Raw genomic sequence first — 17,834 nt, forward strand, 5'->3', positions numbered from 1 at the left:
GTGTCACCTCCGGTGGTCGGTCAGGACGAGGACGAGGACGAGCCGGATGAGCCCGAGGCCTTGGAACCCGATGCGCCGGACTTCGCCGAACTCGAGCGGGTCGACGAGCCGGACCCGGAGGACTTCGACGCGGTCGAGCCCGAACCGGACGACTTCGACGTCGATGACTTCGCGGTGCTCGACTTCGACGCCGACGATTTCGCGCCGCCCGAGGACTTCGAACCCGACCCGTCGGTCGTCGACCCCTCGGACATCTGCCGCACCAGCTTCTTGGCGTTGTCGAGCACCGTGTCGCTCACGTCGCCGACGCGCGCCATCGCGAAGTCCTTCACGGTCTGCACGCCGTCTTGCACGGCGGGCTGGTTCCAGACGCCCTCGGCGGCCTTGCGGATCTGTTCGTAGCGTTCCCGCCCCGCTCTCGTGCCGAGCACGTAGCCCACGCCGAGACCGACGACGAAGAGGATCTTGCCCTTCATGTGCACCCCGTCCCCCGCTGCGGTTCTTCAGACAGCGTCACTCCAGCGTAGACCTCGGAAGGTGCGGCGCAAGGGGGTTGCCGGGCGATCCGGCCGATCGTATGCCGATCCGGCTATGCATCCTCGGCGAGGCGGAGCGACCGGCGGCGGATGCGCTCGGCGGCCTCGATGGCCTGCGGCACGACCGAGGCGAGCCCGGTACCGGCGACCCACGACCCGGCGAGGGCGAGGTCCTCGTCGTGCTCGAGTGCGGTCTCGAGCGCCCGGACGCGAGCGCGCTGCCCCACGGCGGCCTGCGAGAGCGCGTCGCGCCACGCCGATCGTCCGTGCGCGCGCAGCTGCGATGCGTCGAGGTCGACCCCGAGCAGGGCGGATGCGTCGCGCAGGGCGAGTTCCGCCACGGCGTCGTCGCCCAGGCCCTCGAGCGGGCTCGCGGCCCCTGCCCGCCCGTAGGACAGCCGGACCACGTGGCGACCGCCCGCGGCCTCGGCGAGCCAGGGCCACTTCGCGCTCGAGTGCGTGAGCGCCTTCGCCGTGACGCCCGGCGTGCCGGCGGCGACGAGCACGCCGGTGCCCCGCGGTGCGGCGTCGAGCTCGGGGGCGTCGAGCACGAGCGTCACGAGCTCGACGGATGCCGCGGCCGGCCAGTCCTCGGCGAGCGCGCCAGCGGGCGCGATGCCCGCGAGCAGTGCGCGAGACACGTGCGCGGGCGTGGCGACGATCGCGAACCTCGCATCGACCGTGACGGATGCCGCGGCGTCACCGGCCGGCACGCCGCCGGGCTGCTCGCCACCGGCGACCGGCACGGGCTCGCCGAGCGGGATGCCCGCGTCGGCCGGCGCGGTCTCGCCGATCGCGCGCCACGTCGCCGCCGAACCGTGCGCGGCGGCGGCCCGCCGCTCGAGCGCGGTCGCGCGGACGCCCGTGCGGACCTCGGCGCCGAAGCGCACGAGCTCGGCCGTGAGCGCGTCGACGAGCGTGTGCATGCCGCCGCGCAGTCCGAGCACGGCGCTGCCGGCGCGTCGCGCCTCGATGAGCTGCCCCACGCCGCCGGAGAGCGATCCGGCCCGGGTCATGGCCTCGTTGAGGCCGGGGGCGACGACGTCGACATCGAGGTCGTCGGGGTCGGTCGAGTAGACGCCCGCCGAGATCGGCGTGACGAGTCGGTCGAGCACGGCGTCGCCCATGCGCTGGCGCACGAGCGGGCCGAGGCGCTCGGCCCGTCCGATCTTCAGGATCGGCGTGATGCGGTCGCGCCACGCGCGCCACGCGCCGCCCCAGCCGATGATCGCGCGGACGTCCTCGCCGAGCGGGTTCGCGGGGATGCCGAGCACGCCCGTCCGCGGCAGGCGAGCCGCCCTGCGTCCGTTGCGGTCGCCCCAGACGAGCCACGCGCCGGCCGGGTTCGGCGACTCGACGGCGTCGGCGAGCCCGAGCCGCTCGATGAGCTTCGAGACCGAGTCGTTGCGGGTCGCGAACGACTCGGCGCCCGCGTCGAGCGCGAGCCCGTCGACCTCGATGCGGCCGAGGCAGCCGCCCGGGCGGTCGGACTGCTCGAGCACGACGACGCCGAGACCGAGGCGCGCGCACTCGAGCGCGGCGACGAGTCCGGCGATGCCGCCGCCGAGCACGACGACGTCGGTCGAGCGGTGGTCGGGTCTCGATACGCGTCCGGCTTCGCCGGGCGCTACTCGACCACCGGAGGAGTCAGCGCCGGCTTCGCCGGGCGCTACTCGACCACCGGAGGAGTCAGCGCCGGCTTCGCCGGGCGCGACTCGACCACCGGTCGCGGCGGGGTCGGTCATCGGCCCGCCTCGTGGACGAGCTCGACGACGCGCGTCAGCACGTTCGGGTCGGTCTCGGGCGGCACGCCGTGTCCGAGGTTGAAGACGTGGGAGGGCGCCGTGCGGCCGCGCGCGATGACCTCGCGCACCGCGGACTCGAGCACGGGCCACGGCGCCGCGAGCAGCGCGGGGTCGAGGTTGCCCTGAAGCGGCACGCCCTCGCCGACGCGGAGCGCGGCGACGTCGAGCGGCACGCGGTAGTCGACGCCCACGACGTCGACGCCGACGGACTTCATCGCGCCGAGCAGTTCGCCCGTGCCGACCCCGAAGTGCACGACCGGGACCGCGTGGGCGCCGGCGTCGCCGGCGGCATCCGTCGTCTCGTAGGTGAGGTCGTGCACGTGCGTCAGCGCTGCCGCCGACGCCGGGGCGACGTGCGCCTCGTAGTCGGCGAGCGAGAGCGCGCCCGCCCACGAGTCGAAGAGCTGAGCGGCGGATGCTCCCGCGAGCACCTGGGTGCGGAGGAAGCGGCCGGTGAGCTCGGCGGTCCAGTCCATGAGGGCGCGCCACGCGCCCGGGTCGGCGTGCATGAGCGTGCGCGCGGCGAGGTGGTCCTTCGACGGGCCGCCCTCGGCGAGGTACGCCGCGAGCGTGAACGGCGCGCCGGCGAACCCGATGAGCGGGGTCGAGGTCGGCGCGCCGGGCGCGGTGAGTGTCGCGAGCTCGGCGACGGTACGCTGCACGGCCTCGGTGATCGGGCCGGCGGCCTCGTCGAGGCGGGCGGGATCGATCGCGGTGAGCTCGGCGACGGCCGCGGCATCCGCGTACGCACGACCGAAGACGGGACCGCGGCCCGGCTGGATCTCGACGTCGACGCCGACGAGCTTCAGCGGCACGACGATGTCGCTGAAGAAGATGCCCGCGTCGACGCCGTGGCGGCGGACCGGCTGCAGCGTGATCTCGGCCGCCATGGCCGGGTCGAGGCACGCGTCGAGCATGCGCGTGCCGACGCGGAGCTCGCGGTACTCGGGCAGCGACCGGCCGGCCTGCCGCATGAACCAGACGGGCAGGGTGTCGCTGCGGAGGCCCCGGTAGGCGCGGACGAGGCGCGAGTCGTGGGTGAGGCCGGCGGCGAGCGGATGCTGCGGGGAGAGGTTCACCGTGACATCCTCCCCCATCGGGGCTGGACGGGCACTGTGGCTCCGGCGCGACACCTCGCCTCCGACCATCGCCGTGTTGGCCGATCGGAGAACTGGGGCTGGTGGCCGCGCTCTCACCTCGCTAGGGTCGGTCGCGTCGTGCGTCCCCGGCACGACGACGCGCTTCGCACCACCCCCGCGATGCGCGCCTCCGCCACCCACGGAGAACACCATCGTGTCCAGCATCGCAACGCGGCATCGCACCGGACTCATCGTGCTCGTCGCCCTCGTGGCCGTCGCCGTCGTCGCCGCGCTCGCCCTCGGCGGCCGGCAGGTCGAACGGATCGTCCCGACCCTCCCCGACGTGCCGGGCACCCCGGTCGCACTGGGGCTCGCCGCCGTCGCCGGCCTCATCGTCCTCGTCTCGGCGATCGTCCGGGGTGCGGCATCCGCTCGCGCACGGGCCCGTCACCGCACGCTCGAGTCGGTCCACGGCGCAACCGTGAGCTGCGGCATCCGCAACCGCGACCTCGTCGGTCGGCTCGACGAACTGAGCCGTCCCGGCAGCCGTCATCCCCGACTCCCCGCGCGGTTCTCGCTGGTCGCCGACGACCACGGCATCTCCTTCTGGGGCGGGGGTCGCCGCCCGAGGCGCGCTGCGTCGTTCCCGTGGCGCGAGGTGCGCAACATCCGGGCCGATTCGACCGTCGCGGGCAGCACGAGCGTCCCCGTCGCAGTCGTGCGGATCCGTCGCGACGGCTCGAGCATCGAGCTGCCGATGATGCTGAGCGACCCGCGCCCCGGCCGGTACGCGCTCACCGATGCGCCCTTCTTCGCGACCGTGCGCGCCTGGAAGGCACGCCACCGCGCGGCGCTCGCGGCCGAGGGGCTCGAGCTGCCGCCGGCGACGGGTGCGATCCCGATCATCCGCCAGGACCGGCCGGCCGCCTGACCCGTCGGCCGACCCGTCGCCGGCGAGACGTGTGACGCGGCCGGTCGGAGCCGGTTTCGACGCCGGGTAGAATCGACCGGTGCTCATCTGTCTCTCCGCGAGCCACAAGAACGCCGGCTTCGACATGCTCGAACGTCTCTCGGCGTCCTCCGAGCACGCCGGACCGCGGGTGACCGACGGGCACGACGCCGTCCGCGGCGCGGTCGTCGTCTCCACGTGCAACCGCTTCGAGGCCTACCTCGACCTCGACGTGCCCGACGGCGACTCACCCGTCGAGGCCGTGCACGACGCGATCTTCGCGGTCGGCGACGTCGCAGGTCTCTCGACCGACGAACTGCGCAGCACCTTCGACTTCGTGCACGGCAACGCCGTCGCCGGGCACCTCTTCTCCGTCGCTGCGGGCCTCGAGTCGGTCGTCGTCGGCGAGGGCGAGATCGCCGGCCAGGTCCGCCGCTCGCTCGAACGCGCGCGCCACGAGGGCACGACCACCCCCGAGCTCGAGCGCCTGTTCCAGCGCGCCTCGCAGACGTCGCGCAAGGTCAAGAACCGCACGGGCATCGGGCACGAGGGCCGCTCGCTCGTGCGCCTCGCGCTCGACCTCGCCGAGAGCCGCGTGACCGACTGGTCGGCCGTGCGCGTGCTCCTCGTCGGCACCGGCCGCTACGCCGGCGCGTCGCTCGCCGCGCTCCGCGACCGCGGCGTCGTCGACGTCGCCGTGCACTCGGTCTCCGGCCGCGCGAGCCGCTTCGCCGCGAACCACGGCATCGACGCCGTGTCGAACGCCGACTACGCGATGGCGGCCGCGGGCGCCGACCTCATCGTCACCTGCACGACCGTCGACCACCACGTCGTCGATCGCGACCTGCTCGAACTGGGCCGCGCCGAGCTCGCCGTCGTCGACGGGCGCGCTCCGGTCGCCCTGCGGCCCGGCCGCGAGTCGACTGGCACCGCGGGCCGGGCGGATGCCGCGGCCGCAGCTGACGACGCGACCGACGCGCCGCGCCAGCTCGTGATCGATCTCGGACTCCCGCGCAACGTCGCACCCGACGTCGTCGGAGTCGCCGGCGTCGAACTGCTCGACCTCGAGACCATCAAGATCCACGCACCGCTCGAGGAGTTCGGCTCGACCGACGCCGCCCGCGAGATCGTCGACCGCGCCGCCCGGAACTTCGGCCGCGTCGCCGAGGAGCTCGACCTCGCTCCCGCCGTCGTGTCGCTTCGCCGCCACGTGTTCGACGTGCTCGACGCCGAGATCGAGCGCGCCCGCTCGCGCGGCGACGACGACGGCCGCACCGAGGCCGCGCTGCGCCACATGGCCGGCGTCCTGCTGCACACTCCGATGGTCCGCTCCCGCGAGTACGCCCGCGCCGGCGACCAGCAGGCCTGGCTCGACGGTCTCGAGGCGATCTTCGGCATCCGGCCGGAGGCCGAGCCGACGGCATCCGCCTTGGCTTCGGACGCCGACGACCGCGACGACGCGCGTCGGGCTTCCGGCTCGCGCTGACCCGATCCCGCCGGCCGGGCCCTGCTCCCGGTTCGGCGCGGTACGCTGCCGTTCGATGTCCACGATCCTGCACGCGCTGCCCGACGAGGCCGCCGACGCCGGCCCTCCGGCCCTCCGCCTGCCGTACGACGTCGCCGAGGTCGAGCGCCGGCCGTTGACGACCGCGCGGATGACGCTCCGCCCGCTCGCCGCCGTCGACGCCGACGACGTCTGGGAGTACCAGCGCCTGCCCGAGGTGCTCCGCTACATCCCGTGGCCCGAGCGCCGGCGCGAGGAGGCTCGCGAGCACACCGAGGCGCGCGCGGCGATGCGCCGACTCGTCGCCGACGGCGACGCGATCTTCCTCGCGATGGTGCTCGACGGGCGCGTCATCGGCGACCTGATGGTCCGGCTCGCGAGCGCGCAGCACGCGCGACTCGAGATCGGATGGGTCGTGCACCCCGACTTCCACGGCCGCGGCCTCGCGACCGAGGGCGCCGACGTGCTTCTCGACCTCGCGTTCGGACGGCTCGCCGCGCACCGCGTCGTCGCGCACCTCGACGCCCGCAACGCGGCATCCGCCCACCTCTGCGAACGCCTCGGCATGCGGCGCGAGGCGACCCTCGTCGAGGAGGAGTACAACGACGGCGAGTGGCAGGACACGGCGTCGTACGGCATGCTGCGGCGCGAGTGGCGCGCGCTGCGCGCGGGCCGCTCGGTCTGAGCCGCCGTTCAGCAGGCCCACCCGCCCCGCAGATCGGTCTGCGTAACGCTCGGGCGGCCCTCCGGACACACCTTCACCTCGCAGACGAGGTGGAAAGGTGAACCGCGAATACTTCTCCACCCGATCAGCTGAGGGAACTCGTTCGCCAGCCGGCGCACGTGGGCGGCGAGCTCGTCGGCGCTGACCGATCCGAGGTCGGCGCCGGTCCGTCCCGCCGAGGCCTCCTTCGTGCGCCGTCCGGGGGGTGGCCGCCGCCGATCAGGGGCATTTCGCCACGTCGCGGCGCGGCCGCTCAGCCGACGGAGAGGGTCCAGTCCTCCGTGGCGATGACCGTGACGACCGACGGGCCGGCCGCGAGCGGCACGCTGCCGTCGTAGGCGCCGGTCACGTCGATGAGCGCCGCGCCGCCGAACGCCTGCTGCGACTGCTGGGCGACGACGAACGGGTCCTCGGCATCGTCGCCGGTGTGGGTCGCGGCGAGCGTCGCGGCGCCGCCGCCGTAGAGGTAGACGGCGTCGTCCTCGCCGTTGGCGGCGTTCGGCAGTTCGGATGCCGCGGACATCTGCTGGATCGAGATCGTCCACGAGCCGGTCGCCGTCACCTGCACGCTGCGCGCCGACGAGGCATCCGCCACGCCCCAGGCGGTCGTGCCGTCGTAGTCGTCGGTCGTCTCGACGAGCGGGTCGCCGGAAGCCTGGTTCGACGCGTCGAGCAGGGTGAGGGTGAAGGGCGCGTCGTCGCCGTCGAACGTGGCCGTCACGATGCCACCCGTGATGCCGTCGGGGATCGCGACGACGTCGTCACCCGTGCCGCTCGCGTCGACCTTCGCGAACGTGCCCCAGGTCTGGTCGGCCCACTCCTGCACCGTCGGGGTCGGGGTCTGGGTCGGCGTGCTCGTCGGCGTCTCGGTCGGTGACGCCGACGGCGAGGCGGACGGCGTCGGCGAGGCGGTCGGCTGGGTGCCGCCGGTGCCAAGCGCGCCCGTTCCGTAGAGCACCCCGACGATGATCGCGAGCACCAGCGCGGCGCCCGAGACGACCGTGCCGGCGGTCGCGACGCCCTTCGAGCGGTCCGCCTTCGTGAGGCCGACGATGCCGAGCACCAGGCCGATCGCCGCGAGCACGACACCCGCGATCCATGCCCACTGCCACGCGAACGCCGGCAGGGCGAGGACGGCCGCGACGATGCCGACGACGAGCGCGCCGACGCCGAGGCCGTTGCGCGTGGCGGGCTGCCCCTCCGGCTCCGAGCCGGGCGCGTCGAGCACCTCGGTGCGGTCGTCGTCGGGCGGGTTCGGTCCGGATGCGTTCGTCATCATTCCCCCGTGGATGCTCGGACGTGCGCTCCCGCGCCATGATGGCAGGCCCTCGGGGGGTCGGCAACGACCCGGTGCGCGCGGCAGTGTCACCGGGCGCGCGGCAGCGTCACCGCGAGCACCGCACCACCCTCCGGCGCGTTCGACGCCGACGCGTCGCCGCCGTGCGCGCGGGCGATGCCCCGCACGATCGCGAGTCCGAGACCGGCCCCGCCCGTCACGTCGAGCCGGTGCGGCGAACGCGCCGACGAGCCGCGCCAACCCGCCTCGAACGCGTGCGCGAGGTCCTCCTCGGCGAAGCCCGGTCCGCTGTCGGCGACCGCGAGGCGCACCTCGTCGCCCGTGCCGTCGACGCTGACTTCGATGCGCCCGCCCGCGGGCGTGTGCTGCAGCGCGTTCGCGAGCAGGTTCGCGACCGCGCGTCCGAGTTGCAGCGCGTCGCCCTCGACCGTGGGCGACGCGTCCGGCGCAACGTCGAGGTCGAGGCGGACGCCCGCGCCGTCGGCGAGGCCGCGCAGCTCAGCGACGGCGTCGCTCGCGACATCCGCCAGCGACAGCCGCTCGGTGCGCAGGTGCAGCGTGCCCGCGTCGATCTGCGACACCGCGAACAGGTCGGCGACGAGCGCGTCGAGCCGGTCGACCTGCGACGCGATGCGCGCGAGGTAGCGGTCGGGGTCGGGCGCGAGCCCGTCTTGGAGGGCCTCGGCCTGGGCGCGGATGCCGGCGAGCGGCACGCGCAGGTCGTGGGCGACGCGCGTCACGAGCTCGCGGCGGGCCTGCTCCTGGCGCTCGACCTCCTCGCGCGCGGCGCGGATGCGGGCGTCGGATGCCGCGAGCTCGTCGAGCACGGCCCGGAACTCGCCGATCGGCAGCGGGCGGGGTTCGACCGGGATGCCACGACCGAGGTCTTCGGCGGCCGACCGCAGCACGCGCGCTGCGCGCGCGATCTCGGCGCCGAGGATCGACGCGGTGAGGATCGCGACGACCCCGCTCGTCACCGCGATCGCGAGGGCGATCTGCGCGTCGTGGTCGGAGAGGTACATCGCCTGCGTCGCCACGAGCACCCCGCCGACGACGGATGCCACGGCCGCGACGACGACCGTGACGAGGTGCACCACGATCGGCGCCCACGCGAACCGACGGAGCAGCAGCCAGGCGATGAAGCCCACCGCGGCGGCGATCGCGGCCGACACGGCGACGACGAGGAGGAGATCGGTGCCGCTCATGGGGATTCTTCCCCCCTCGGCGGTTCCGTCGAAGCGGTCGGGCCGGGGCCGGCCTGCGTGGCCGGCGTGCCCGCCCCCGGGTCGTCGAACCGGTAGCCGTACCCCCAGACCGTGACGAGCATCCGCGGGTTCGCGGCATCCGCCTCGATCTTCTCGCGCAGCCGGCGCACGTGCACGGTAACCGTCGAGAGGTCGCCGTGGCTCCAGCCCCAGACGCCCTGCAGCAGGTCCTCGCGCGAGAACACCGTCCCGGGCCGGCGCGCGAGGAAGGCGAGCAGCTCGAACTCGCGCTGCGTGAGCGCGAGCCGGCGTCCGTCGAGGTCGACCGTGTGAGCGGCCGTGTCGATGCGCAGCGGACCGCGCGAGATCACCGCGGCCTCCGATCCCGCGACCGCCGCGCCCGCGGCCTCGACGGCGAGCGCCCGCCGCAGCACCGACTGCACGCGCAGCGTCAGCTCGCGCGGCGAGAACGGCTTCGCGAGGTAGTCGTCGACTCCGGCCTCGAGGCCCGCGATGCGGTCGTCCTCGCCGCCGAGCGCCGTGAGCATGATGACCGGCACCTGCGAGTTCGCGCGGATGCGGCGGCACACCTCGATGCCGTCGACGCCGGGCAGCATCCGGTCGAGCACGACGAGGTCGGGACGCTCGGCGGCGATCCGGTCGAGCGCCACGAACGCGTCCGCGGCATCCTGCACCCGGAACCCGGCCGACTCGAGGTACGCGCGGCACACCTCGAGCACGGTGGGATCGTCGTCGACGAGCAGCACGAGGCGCCCGTCGAGCAGCAGGTCGACCTGGTCAGCCACCGATCACCTCCTCGAGGCGTGCGATCGGATCGTACAACCCGGCGTCGAGGATCCACGTCTGCAGCGTCTTGTCGAAGCCGGTCACGACCACGATGCCGACCACGATGAAGATCACGCCGATCGTGCGCCGGAACCATCCGTCGGGGTTCGCGAGCCACCCGAGCCGGCGCACGAGCGTCCGGCCGAGGAGCGCAATGAGCAGCAGCATCCCCGCGAGCCCCACCGCGTACGCGACGACGTACAGGACGCCCTCGCCGAACGACACCGGCAGGACGGCCGCGACGATGAGCGCGTAGGTCGGGCTGCAACTGGAGAACACCGGGCCGAGCGCGGCGCCCGTGAGGATGTCGCCGCCGACGCTCTGCCGGCGCACCGACCGGTCGAGCAGCTCGCCGCTCCGCGCGCCCCACCCGAGCGCGGTCGACACGCGCTCCCACAGCCGCGGGAACAGCAGCTCGACGCCGAGCAGGATCACGATGCCGCCCGCGATCACCTGCCACACCTGCGGCGGGATGCCGAGGAGCGCGGTGGTCGCCTTCAGCAGCAGCGTGAAGACGACGACGGATGCCGCGAGCGACGCCGCGATCACGTACGGGCGGTACTTCGCACGGCGTTCGTCCCCGTCGCGGACGATCGACCCGCCCACGATCACGGGCAGGAGCGGCAGCACGCACGGCGCCGCGACGGTCAGCACGCCGGCGGCGAGGGCGAGGGTGAGGGATGCGGTCACGGGGCGGTCCGCCGCCTCACGGCATCGCGGCGACGAGCGACTCGACCGAGGGGTCCTCGTAGAGCACGACGCTCGAGATCTTCTCGCCCGCGTCGTCGACGAACACGATCGTCGTCTGGATCGTCACGCCGTACTGCTGGCGCAGGTCGGTGCGCGAGTCGTAGTCGACCTTGAAGACGGTGAGCCCGTCGGGCGCGCCCTGCGCCTTCAGGTCCTCGTCGAGCGAACGGCACTTCGGGCACCAGCTCGCGTGGAAGAACAGCGCCTTCGGCCCGGCGGTCGCCTCGATCGCGCCGTCGGTGTAGTCGAGGTACGCGCCCTCGGCCGGTGCGGCGGCCGCCGCGTCGGCATCGGCGGATGCCTCGGCCGCGTCGGTCGCGTCGGGGGTCGCCTCGGGCGTCGACGGCTCGGTCGTGGTCGCGGGGTCGGCGCTCGCGCCGGAGGCATCCGTCGACTGCGCGGCGCAGCCGGTCAGCGCGAGCGCGGCGACGAGCAGCATCGCCGCGGCGATGGGGCGGGCGGGGCGTTCGGGCATGACGACTTCCTCGTTCCGCGGGCGACCTCCGCCCGCTCCCCCCACGCTACGTCGTCGGCCCAACGCCCGTCGCGCCGCGGGATTACGGAACCCTGACGGCCCGTCAGGCGCAGGTCAGGCGCCGACGAGGCGCGCGGCCAGGTACCCCTCGAGTTCGGCGAGCGGCACGCGCTCCTGGCCCATGGTGTCGCGGTTCCGCACGGTCACGGCGTCGTCGTCGAGCGAGTCGAAGTCGACCGTGATCGCGAACGGCGTGCCGATCTCGTCCTGGCGGCGGTAGCGGCGGCCGATCGCACCCGCGTCGTCGAAGTCGACGTTCCAGTGCTTCCGGAGGTTGGCGGCGACCTCGCGCGCGAGCGGCGAGAGCTTCTCGTTGCGCGAGAGCGGCAGCACCGCGGCCTTGACCGGCGCGAGGCGCGGGTCGAGCTTCAGCACCGTGCGGGTGTCGACGCCGCCCTTGGCGTTCGGCACCTCCTCGACGTGGTACGCGTCGACGAGGAACGCCATGAGCGAGCGGGTGAGGCCCGCCGCCGGCTCGATGACGTACGGCGTCCAGCGCTCGTTCTTCTGCTGGTCGAAGAACGACAGGTCTTTCCCCGAGTGCTTCGCGTGCGTCGACAGGTCGAAGTCGGTGCGGTTCGCGACGCCCTCGAGCTCGCCCCACTCGCCGCCCGTGAAGCCGAAGCGGTACTCGATGTCGACCGTGCGCTTGGAGTAGTGGCTGAGCTTGTCCTTCGGGTGCTCGAACAGGCGCAGGTTCTCGGGGTCGATGCCGAGATCGACGTACCACTGGAACCGGGTGTCGATCCAGTACTGGTGCCACTCCTCATCGCTGCCGGGCTCGACGAAGAACTCCATCTCCATCTGCTCGAACTCGCGCGTGCGGAAGATGAAGTTCCCGGGCGTGATCTCGTTGCGGAACGATTTGCCGATCTGGCCGATGCCGAACGGCGGCTTCATGCGCGCCGCCTGCAGCACGTTGGCGAAGTTCACGAAGATGCCCTGCGCGGTCTCGGGGCGCAGGTAGTGCAGGCCCGACTCGTCGTCGACGACGCCGAGGAAGGTCTTGAGCAGGCCCGAGAAGGCGCGCGGCTCGGTCCACTGGCCGCGTGTGCCGCAGTTCGGGCAGACGATGTCGAGGAGGCCGTTCTCGGGCTCGCGGCCCTTCTTCTCCTCGTACGCCTCGACCAGATGGTCTTCCCGGAAGCGCTTGTGGCAGTGCAGGCACTCGATGAGCGGGTCGCTGAAGACCTCGACGTGGCCGGAGGCCTCCCACACCTGCTTCGGCAGGATGACGCTCGAGTCGAGGCCGACGACGTCGTCGCGGCCCTGCACCATCGACCGCCACCACTGCCGCTTGATGTTCTCCTTCAGCTCGACGCCGAGGGGCCCGTAGTCCCACGCGGAGCGGGATCCGCCGTAGATCTCACCCGCCTGGAAGACGAAGCCCCGGTGCTGGGCGAGCGTGATGACGGAATCGAGACGGGTGGGTGCGGCCACGGTGGCTCCAATGGTCCAGGAAGGGAATCGGGCGAGTCGCCCGCGAAGTCGCTCTCCATCCTACGAAATGTGAAGGGCGCCGGATGCCGCGGCTTCGCGCCGCACGGGGCGTGCACCCGGCCGCGGGCCGCGGGCCGGTGTACAACGGCTCGTGAAGCGGCCGCCCCGGGCCGCGACGGCACCCGACGAGACGACGGACGCATCGGAGGAGGGAGCGACGCATGGGCCTCACCCGACGCGTGTTCCTGACCGGCGTCGCGGTCGTCGGCGTGCTCGCCGTCGGCCGCGTGATGGCCGAGCGCCAGGAGGCCGAGGAGGAGCAGGCCGCGGTCGAGGAGTTCCCGGCTCCCCAGCTCGCGCGGGTCTCGGTTCCCGCGGGTGCGCTCACCGCACTCCCGGCCGATGCCGGGCAGGTGATGGCCTGGACGGTCGACGACGGCACCGACTCGGCCGTGGTCGGCGCGTACACCGCGTTCGCGGCGGCGAACGGCATCCGCCTCACCTACTTCGTGAACGGCGTGTACGCGTCGTGGGACGACAACGCCGACGCGATCCGGCCGCTCGTCGAGCGCGGCCAGATCCAGCTGGCGAACCACACGTGGTCGCACCCCGACCTGACCACGCTCAGCGACGCCGAGATCCAGTGGCAGCTGCAGCACAACCACGACTACCTGCAGTCGGTGTACGGCATCGACGCGCGCCCGTACTTCCGGCCGCCGTACGGCGTGCACGACGCGCGGGTGGATGCCGCGGCCGCCGCGATCGGCTACACGGTTCCCACGCTCTGGTACGGCTCGCTCGGCGACTCGGGCGCGATCACCCAGCAGCAGATCGTCGACCTCGCCGCGGAGTGGTTCGGCTCCGGGCGCATCATCATCGGCCACCTCAACCAGGACCCGGTCGTCGGCGTCCTCCCCCGCCTCAAGGAGATCCTCGACGAGCGCGGGTTGCAGACGGTCACGCTGAACGACGTCTTCACGTCGGAACAGCACCCGTAGGTCCGTAGGCTGGGCGGATGCCGCTGCCCGACCTGCACGTCGCCGCCATCGCGCTCGTGCGCGATCGTCGCGTGCTCATGGTGACGGCGCGCGGCCGCGACGTGCACTACATGCCGGGCGGCAAGCTCGACGCGGGCGAGACGCCCGCCGAGGCGGCAGCGCGCGAGGCGCTGGAGGAGGTCGGGCTCGTGCTCGACCCGGCGCGCCTCGTCGAGGCGTTCACCGTGCGCGAGCTGGCGCACGGGCAGGGCGAGGGCCGTCACGTGCGCATGCACGTCTTCCTCGCCGAGACGGATGCCGCGCCCGTGCCCTCGGGCGAGGTCGGCGCGGTGCACTGGGTGGGCACCGCCGACGCCGACCGCTGTCCGCCGGCGGGCATCGAGGTGCTGCGGCGGCTCGCGGCATCCGGCCTCATCGACTGACGGCCCGCCGCGGGCGAGCCGGCGCGACGCCGCATCCGGCATGATCGAACCGGGGCCGGCGGGAGGGGGTGCGGATGTCGCGGACGCGCGAGTTCCGTCGCGGGGACGCGGTGACCGTCATCACCGAGTCGGGCGCCGGACGCCCGACGTACGTGCTCGTGCATGGCATCGGCATGGGCCACCGCTACTGGTCCGACCTCGCCGACGCGCTCGCGCTCGAGGGCCGGGTGCTCGCGCTCGACCTGCCCGGCTTCGGCGACGCCCCCGAACCCCGCGAGACGCAGACGATCTCCGAGACCGGCGCGTACCTGGCTGCGCTGCTCGAGGCCGAGTGCGGCGGCGAGCCGGCCGTGCTCGTCGGGCACTCGATGGGTACGCAGGTCGTGGCCGAGGCCGCCGCACAGCGGCCCGACCTCGTGGCATCCGTCGTGCTCATCGCGCCGACCGTGAACCCGCGCGAACGTTCGGCGTTCATGCAGGGGGTGCGCCTGCTCGAGGATCCGTCGCTCACCCGCCCGAAGGTCGTGGCGCTCGGCGTCCGCTCGTACCTGCAGGCCGGCCCGCGCTGGTACTTCCGGCAGCTCCGGCGCATGCTCGACCACCGCATCGAACTCGTGCTGCCGGATGTCGCGGCCCCGACGCTCGTGGTCCGCGGCGAGCACGACCGCCTCGCGCCGCGCGCGTGGGCCGAGCAGGTCGCGCGCATGGTGCCGCACGGGCGCTACGTCGAGGTCGCCGACCGCGGCCACGAGACCATGGTCACCGCGGGCGAGCGCGTCGCCGACCTCGTCGAGCGCCACGCGCGCGGCGAGCACGTCGGGCACGAGGTCGAGCGCGTCTCGGAGCCGCAGGAGCTCTCGGCGATCGCACGCGGCTGGTGGTGGGCGCGCGACTACGTGTACGCCGGCATCCGCCAGCTCGCCATCGTGGTTCAGGGCTGGAACCCGCCCGCGCGGTGGCGGCGGGGACGCGAGGACCTCCCCGAGGTGCTGCTCCTGCCCGGCATCTACGAGCACTGGTCGTTCCTCCGGCCGCTCGGCGACGCGCTGAACGGCGCCGGCTACCGCGTGCGCGTCGTGCACGGCATGGGCACCAACCGGCGCGGCATCGCCGAGACCGCGAAGCGGCTGGGCCGCGCGATCGAACGCCGCCCGGCGCCCGATTCCGGCCGCGTGATCGTCGCGCACAGCAAGGGCGGCCTGGTCGCCAAGCAGCTGCTGGTCTCCGAAGCGGATGCCTCGGCCGGCGAGCCGCACGGCGTCGTCGGCCTCGTCGCCGTCGCGACCCCGTTCGCGGGGTCGCGCATGGCGCGGCTCATCCTCGACCCGAGCGTGCGCGCGCTGCTCCCGAGCGACGAGACCATCGTGCTGCTCGGGCGCGCGGCATCCGTCAACGCCCGTATCGTCTCGGTCTTCGGGCGGTTCGACCCGCACATCCCCGACGGGAGCCTGCTCGAGGGCGCGACGAACATCCGCGTGCCGGTCAGCGGGCACTTCCGGATCCTCGGCGCCGTCGAGACGCACCGCGCGGTGCTCGAGGGCGTCGCGCGCCTCGACGGCCGGAGTCCGACCGATCAGGCGGGCGCGCCGGGCTGACCCGGTTGCACGGGTCCGACCCGGTACGGGCGCATCATCTCGTTGTCCTCGTGCTCGACGATGTGGCAGTGCCAGACGAACTGGCCGGGGTTCGCGAACGTGGCGCGCACGCGCGTGATCTCGCCGGGGTAGGCGATCACCGTGTCCTTGAACCCGGTCTCCCACGGCTCGGGCGACCGCGGATCGCCGATCGGCTGCACGGGCTGGGCGACCCCGCCGTCCACGTCGATCTGCAGGCTCTGCCGGTTCACCACCTCGAACACGACCTCGTGCACGTGCATCGGGTGCGCGTCGCCGGTCGTGTTGACGAACTCCCAGACCTCGGTCGCCCCGACCGCGGGGTTCTCGGTGACGTCCTCCTCCCACATGCGCTCGATCCAGACACCCGACTGGATGTCGCCGAGCAGGGCCTCGACGGGCCCCTCGTAGACGTCGCCCTCGTCGTTGAAGCCCTCCGCCATCTTCTCGATGAGCGCGAGCGGGCGCACGACTGACTCGGCCGGCAGCGGCGTGATCGGCGGAAGCACCAGGTACTGCGGCGGGGTTGTCGGGTCGGCTCCCACGGCCGGTCCGACGACGAACCGCATGACCTGACCGGTCGAGGCGGGATCGGCCGCGGGGAAGTCGACGTCCGGCACGCCGCCGCCGAACGGCTCGTCGGGGCCGACGTTGCCCAGCACGTACGCGCCGACGGGAACGTTCGTGAAGTCGACGATCACGTCCGCGCGCTCGGCGAGGCCCAGCAGCATCCGGTTGCCGTGGTCGGCCGTGATGTTCACGGGAGCGGCGAGGAAGCCGCCCTCGTTGCCGATCTGCCAGACCTCGACCCCGGGGATGTTCGAGTAGTCGAGGATCAGGAACCGGGACTGGCATCCGTTCAGGAGCCGGAGTCGGTACCGGCGCTGCTGCACGTCGAGGAACGGCCAGGTGTTGCCGTTCACCATGATCATGTTGCCGAAGAACTCGGGCTGCCAGATCGGCGAGAACTCGCCGTCGGGGATGTAGGGGCCGACGATGTCGTCGAAGAACTCGCGCGTGTCGGGGTAGAAGAGCGACCCGTCGACGTCGAACGAACGATCCTGCAGGGCGATCGGGATCTCGAAGTAGGTCTTGTTCGGCGGGAACTTGTCGCCCTCGTTCGGGGCGGGCGAGGGCAGGACTGCCGTGGCTCCGCTGCGCGAGTCGAGCACGGCCTTCTCGCCGTCGGGACCGCCGCGGACGATGAAGAACCCGGCCGGCCCCGCGTAGACGTTGAGGCGCGTCATCCCGAGCGTGTGGTCGTGGTACCAGAGCGTCGATTCGCGCTGGTCGTTCGGGTACTCGAAGACGGCGTTGCCAGGGCTCCAGCTCACGCCGAACGCGGCGGCGGCCTTGCCGGCGAAGAACTCGTACCAGGTGCCGTGCGTCGCGTACTCGCCGGGGATGTCGTTCGCGTCGGGCAGGAACCACGCCTCCGCGTAGCCGTCGCTCTCGTCGCCGACGCCGACCGCGCCGTGCAGGTGGGTGACAAGCGGGACGGGCCCGGTGTAGGCACCCGGCGTCTCGCCCGTGAACGTCGGCCGGGTGTCGCGACCGGCCTCCCCGCCCGGCGGATTCGCCCAGTGCAGCGTCGGGTCGACGGGCAGGAGGTGGGGCAGGGCGTCGCCTGCGCCGTCGACGAGGTCGTTGATCCACTTGACCCGGACCGGGCGGCCCCACTTCGACTCGATCGTGAGCGACGGGGCGTTGTGCAGGAGCAGGCCCTTCTTGCTCGCCGACGTGATCGCGCCGTACCCCCACACGGTCGTCATCGGCAGGCCCGCCGGCAGGATCTGCTGCGGGAACTGCCGCACCGAGATCTCGTAGTAGTCGGCGGGCTTGCCGCCCTTGCGGTTGATCGTGCCGGCCTTCGGCATCACGGGCGGCACGAGCAGCGGGGTGACGAACTTCGGTACGTCGCCTGGCGGCAGCGTGCCGCCCGGGATCTGCGCGAGCGCGACGCGTTCGCCGCCCGGCAGCATCAGGTAGAGCATGAATCCGGCGCCGGCCGCGCCCGCGGCGGCGATGAACGTGCGTCGGCTGATGGGTCGCCCGGCGGGCGTCGCCTCTGACATCCTGCATTCCCCTTGGTTTCGAGCCGGAGCGGGGGCGCAGGGCGGCGACGGCGTGT

At 73.3% G+C, this 17,834-nt stretch carries 16 protein-coding genes; 6 read left to right on the forward strand and 10 right to left on the reverse strand.

Annotated features, from left to right (window positions below):
- Nucleotides 1-20 precede the first annotated feature (20 nt).
- The 3 genes from GJ743_RS05900 to hemE all read right to left on the reverse strand — a co-directional run bounded on the left by GJ743_RS05900 (nt 21) and on the right by hemE (nt 3,438).
- Nucleotides 21-476, reverse strand: coding sequence for a YtxH domain-containing protein (locus GJ743_RS05900; protein ID WP_155050986.1), 456 nt, complete (start codon nt 474-476; stop codon nt 21-23).
- A 113-nt stretch (nt 477-589) separates the two neighbouring features.
- On the reverse strand, nt 590-2,281 hold the full coding sequence (locus GJ743_RS05905; RefSeq protein ID WP_155050987.1) for a protoporphyrinogen/coproporphyrinogen oxidase: 1,692 nt from the start codon (nt 2,279-2,281) through the stop codon (nt 590-592).
- The gene (gene hemE / locus GJ743_RS05910) at nt 2,278-3,438 is read right to left on the reverse strand and encodes a uroporphyrinogen decarboxylase (protein ID WP_155050988.1); all 1,161 of its coding nucleotides are present in this window, start codon (nt 3,436-3,438) and stop codon (nt 2,278-2,280) included. Before hemE ends, GJ743_RS05905 begins: the two co-directional genes overlap by 4 nt.
- Before the next feature lie 196 nt (nt 3,439-3,634).
- Here hemE and GJ743_RS05915 point away from each other — a divergent pair, with 196 nt between their 5' ends.
- The 3 genes from GJ743_RS05915 (at nt 3,635) to GJ743_RS05925 (ending at nt 6,558) form a co-directional block, all read left to right on the forward strand.
- A complete protein-coding gene (locus GJ743_RS05915; RefSeq protein WP_155050989.1) occupies nt 3,635-4,351 on the forward strand; it encodes a hypothetical protein in 717 nt (238 codons plus the stop codon).
- A gap of 79 nt (nt 4,352-4,430) precedes the next feature.
- Nucleotides 4,431-5,855: a glutamyl-tRNA reductase gene (locus GJ743_RS05920; protein ID WP_328288844.1), complete on the forward strand. Its 1,425-nt coding sequence runs from the start codon at nt 4,431-4,433 to the stop codon at nt 5,853-5,855.
- Between the two features lie 55 nt (nt 5,856-5,910).
- A complete protein-coding gene (locus tag GJ743_RS05925; RefSeq protein WP_155050990.1) occupies nt 5,911-6,558 on the forward strand; it encodes a GNAT family N-acetyltransferase in 648 nt (215 codons plus the stop codon).
- Between the two features lie 292 nt (nt 6,559-6,850).
- On the opposite strand, the gene GJ743_RS05930 is transcribed toward GJ743_RS05925, so the two are convergent.
- The 6 genes from GJ743_RS05930 to GJ743_RS05955 form a co-directional block, all read right to left on the reverse strand.
- Complete coding sequence (locus tag GJ743_RS05930; protein ID WP_155050991.1) at nt 6,851-7,873, reverse strand: DUF4190 domain-containing protein; 1,023 nt, start codon at nt 7,871-7,873, stop codon at nt 6,851-6,853.
- 89 nt (nt 7,874-7,962) lie between these two features.
- Nucleotides 7,963-9,099, reverse strand: coding sequence for a sensor histidine kinase (locus tag GJ743_RS05935; RefSeq protein ID WP_155050992.1), 1,137 nt, complete (start codon nt 9,097-9,099; stop codon nt 7,963-7,965).
- Nucleotides 9,096-9,905, reverse strand: coding sequence for a response regulator transcription factor (locus tag GJ743_RS05940; RefSeq protein WP_328288845.1), 810 nt, complete (start codon nt 9,903-9,905; stop codon nt 9,096-9,098). The genes GJ743_RS05935 and GJ743_RS05940 overlap by 4 nt, the downstream gene beginning before the upstream one ends.
- Nucleotides 9,898-10,635 carry a cytochrome c biogenesis CcdA family protein gene (locus tag GJ743_RS05945; protein WP_328288846.1) on the reverse strand — a complete coding sequence of 246 codons (738 nt, stop codon included), beginning with the start codon at nt 10,633-10,635 and terminating at the stop codon, nt 9,898-9,900. The genes GJ743_RS05940 and GJ743_RS05945 overlap by 8 nt, the downstream gene beginning before the upstream one ends.
- Nucleotides 10,636-10,651: 16 nt before the next feature.
- Nucleotides 10,652-11,170, reverse strand: coding sequence for a thioredoxin family protein (locus GJ743_RS05950; protein WP_155050993.1), 519 nt, complete (start codon nt 11,168-11,170; stop codon nt 10,652-10,654).
- 114 nt (nt 11,171-11,284) lie between these two features.
- Nucleotides 11,285-12,670, reverse strand: coding sequence for a glycine--tRNA ligase (locus GJ743_RS05955; protein WP_328288847.1), 1,386 nt, complete (start codon nt 12,668-12,670; stop codon nt 11,285-11,287).
- A 221-nt stretch (nt 12,671-12,891) separates the two neighbouring features.
- On the opposite strand from GJ743_RS05955, the gene GJ743_RS05960 reads away from it, so the two are divergent.
- The 3 genes from GJ743_RS05960 (at nt 12,892) to GJ743_RS19455 (ending at nt 15,685) form a co-directional block, all read left to right on the forward strand.
- The gene (locus GJ743_RS05960; RefSeq protein ID WP_155050994.1) at nt 12,892-13,668 is read left to right on the forward strand and encodes a polysaccharide deacetylase family protein; all 777 of its coding nucleotides are present in this window, start codon (nt 12,892-12,894) and stop codon (nt 13,666-13,668) included.
- A 17-nt stretch (nt 13,669-13,685) separates the two neighbouring features.
- The gene (locus tag GJ743_RS05965) at nt 13,686-14,090 is read left to right on the forward strand and encodes an NUDIX domain-containing protein (protein WP_155050995.1); all 405 of its coding nucleotides are present in this window, start codon (nt 13,686-13,688) and stop codon (nt 14,088-14,090) included.
- 74 nt (nt 14,091-14,164) lie between these two features.
- The gene (locus GJ743_RS19455; protein ID WP_230386548.1) at nt 14,165-15,685 is read left to right on the forward strand and encodes an alpha/beta hydrolase; all 1,521 of its coding nucleotides are present in this window, start codon (nt 14,165-14,167) and stop codon (nt 15,683-15,685) included.
- Here the strand turns inward: GJ743_RS19455 and GJ743_RS05980 are convergent.
- Nucleotides 15,664-17,778 carry a multicopper oxidase family protein gene (locus GJ743_RS05980; RefSeq protein WP_230386550.1) on the reverse strand — a complete coding sequence of 705 codons (2,115 nt, stop codon included), beginning with the start codon at nt 17,776-17,778 and terminating at the stop codon, nt 15,664-15,666. The two genes, GJ743_RS19455 and GJ743_RS05980, sit on opposite strands and share 22 nt — an antisense overlap.
- Nucleotides 17,779-17,834: the final 56 nt, after the last annotated feature.

The organism is Agromyces bracchium (assembly GCF_009709675.1).
GTDB lineage: Bacteria > Actinomycetota > Actinomycetes > Actinomycetales > Microbacteriaceae > Agromyces > Agromyces bracchium.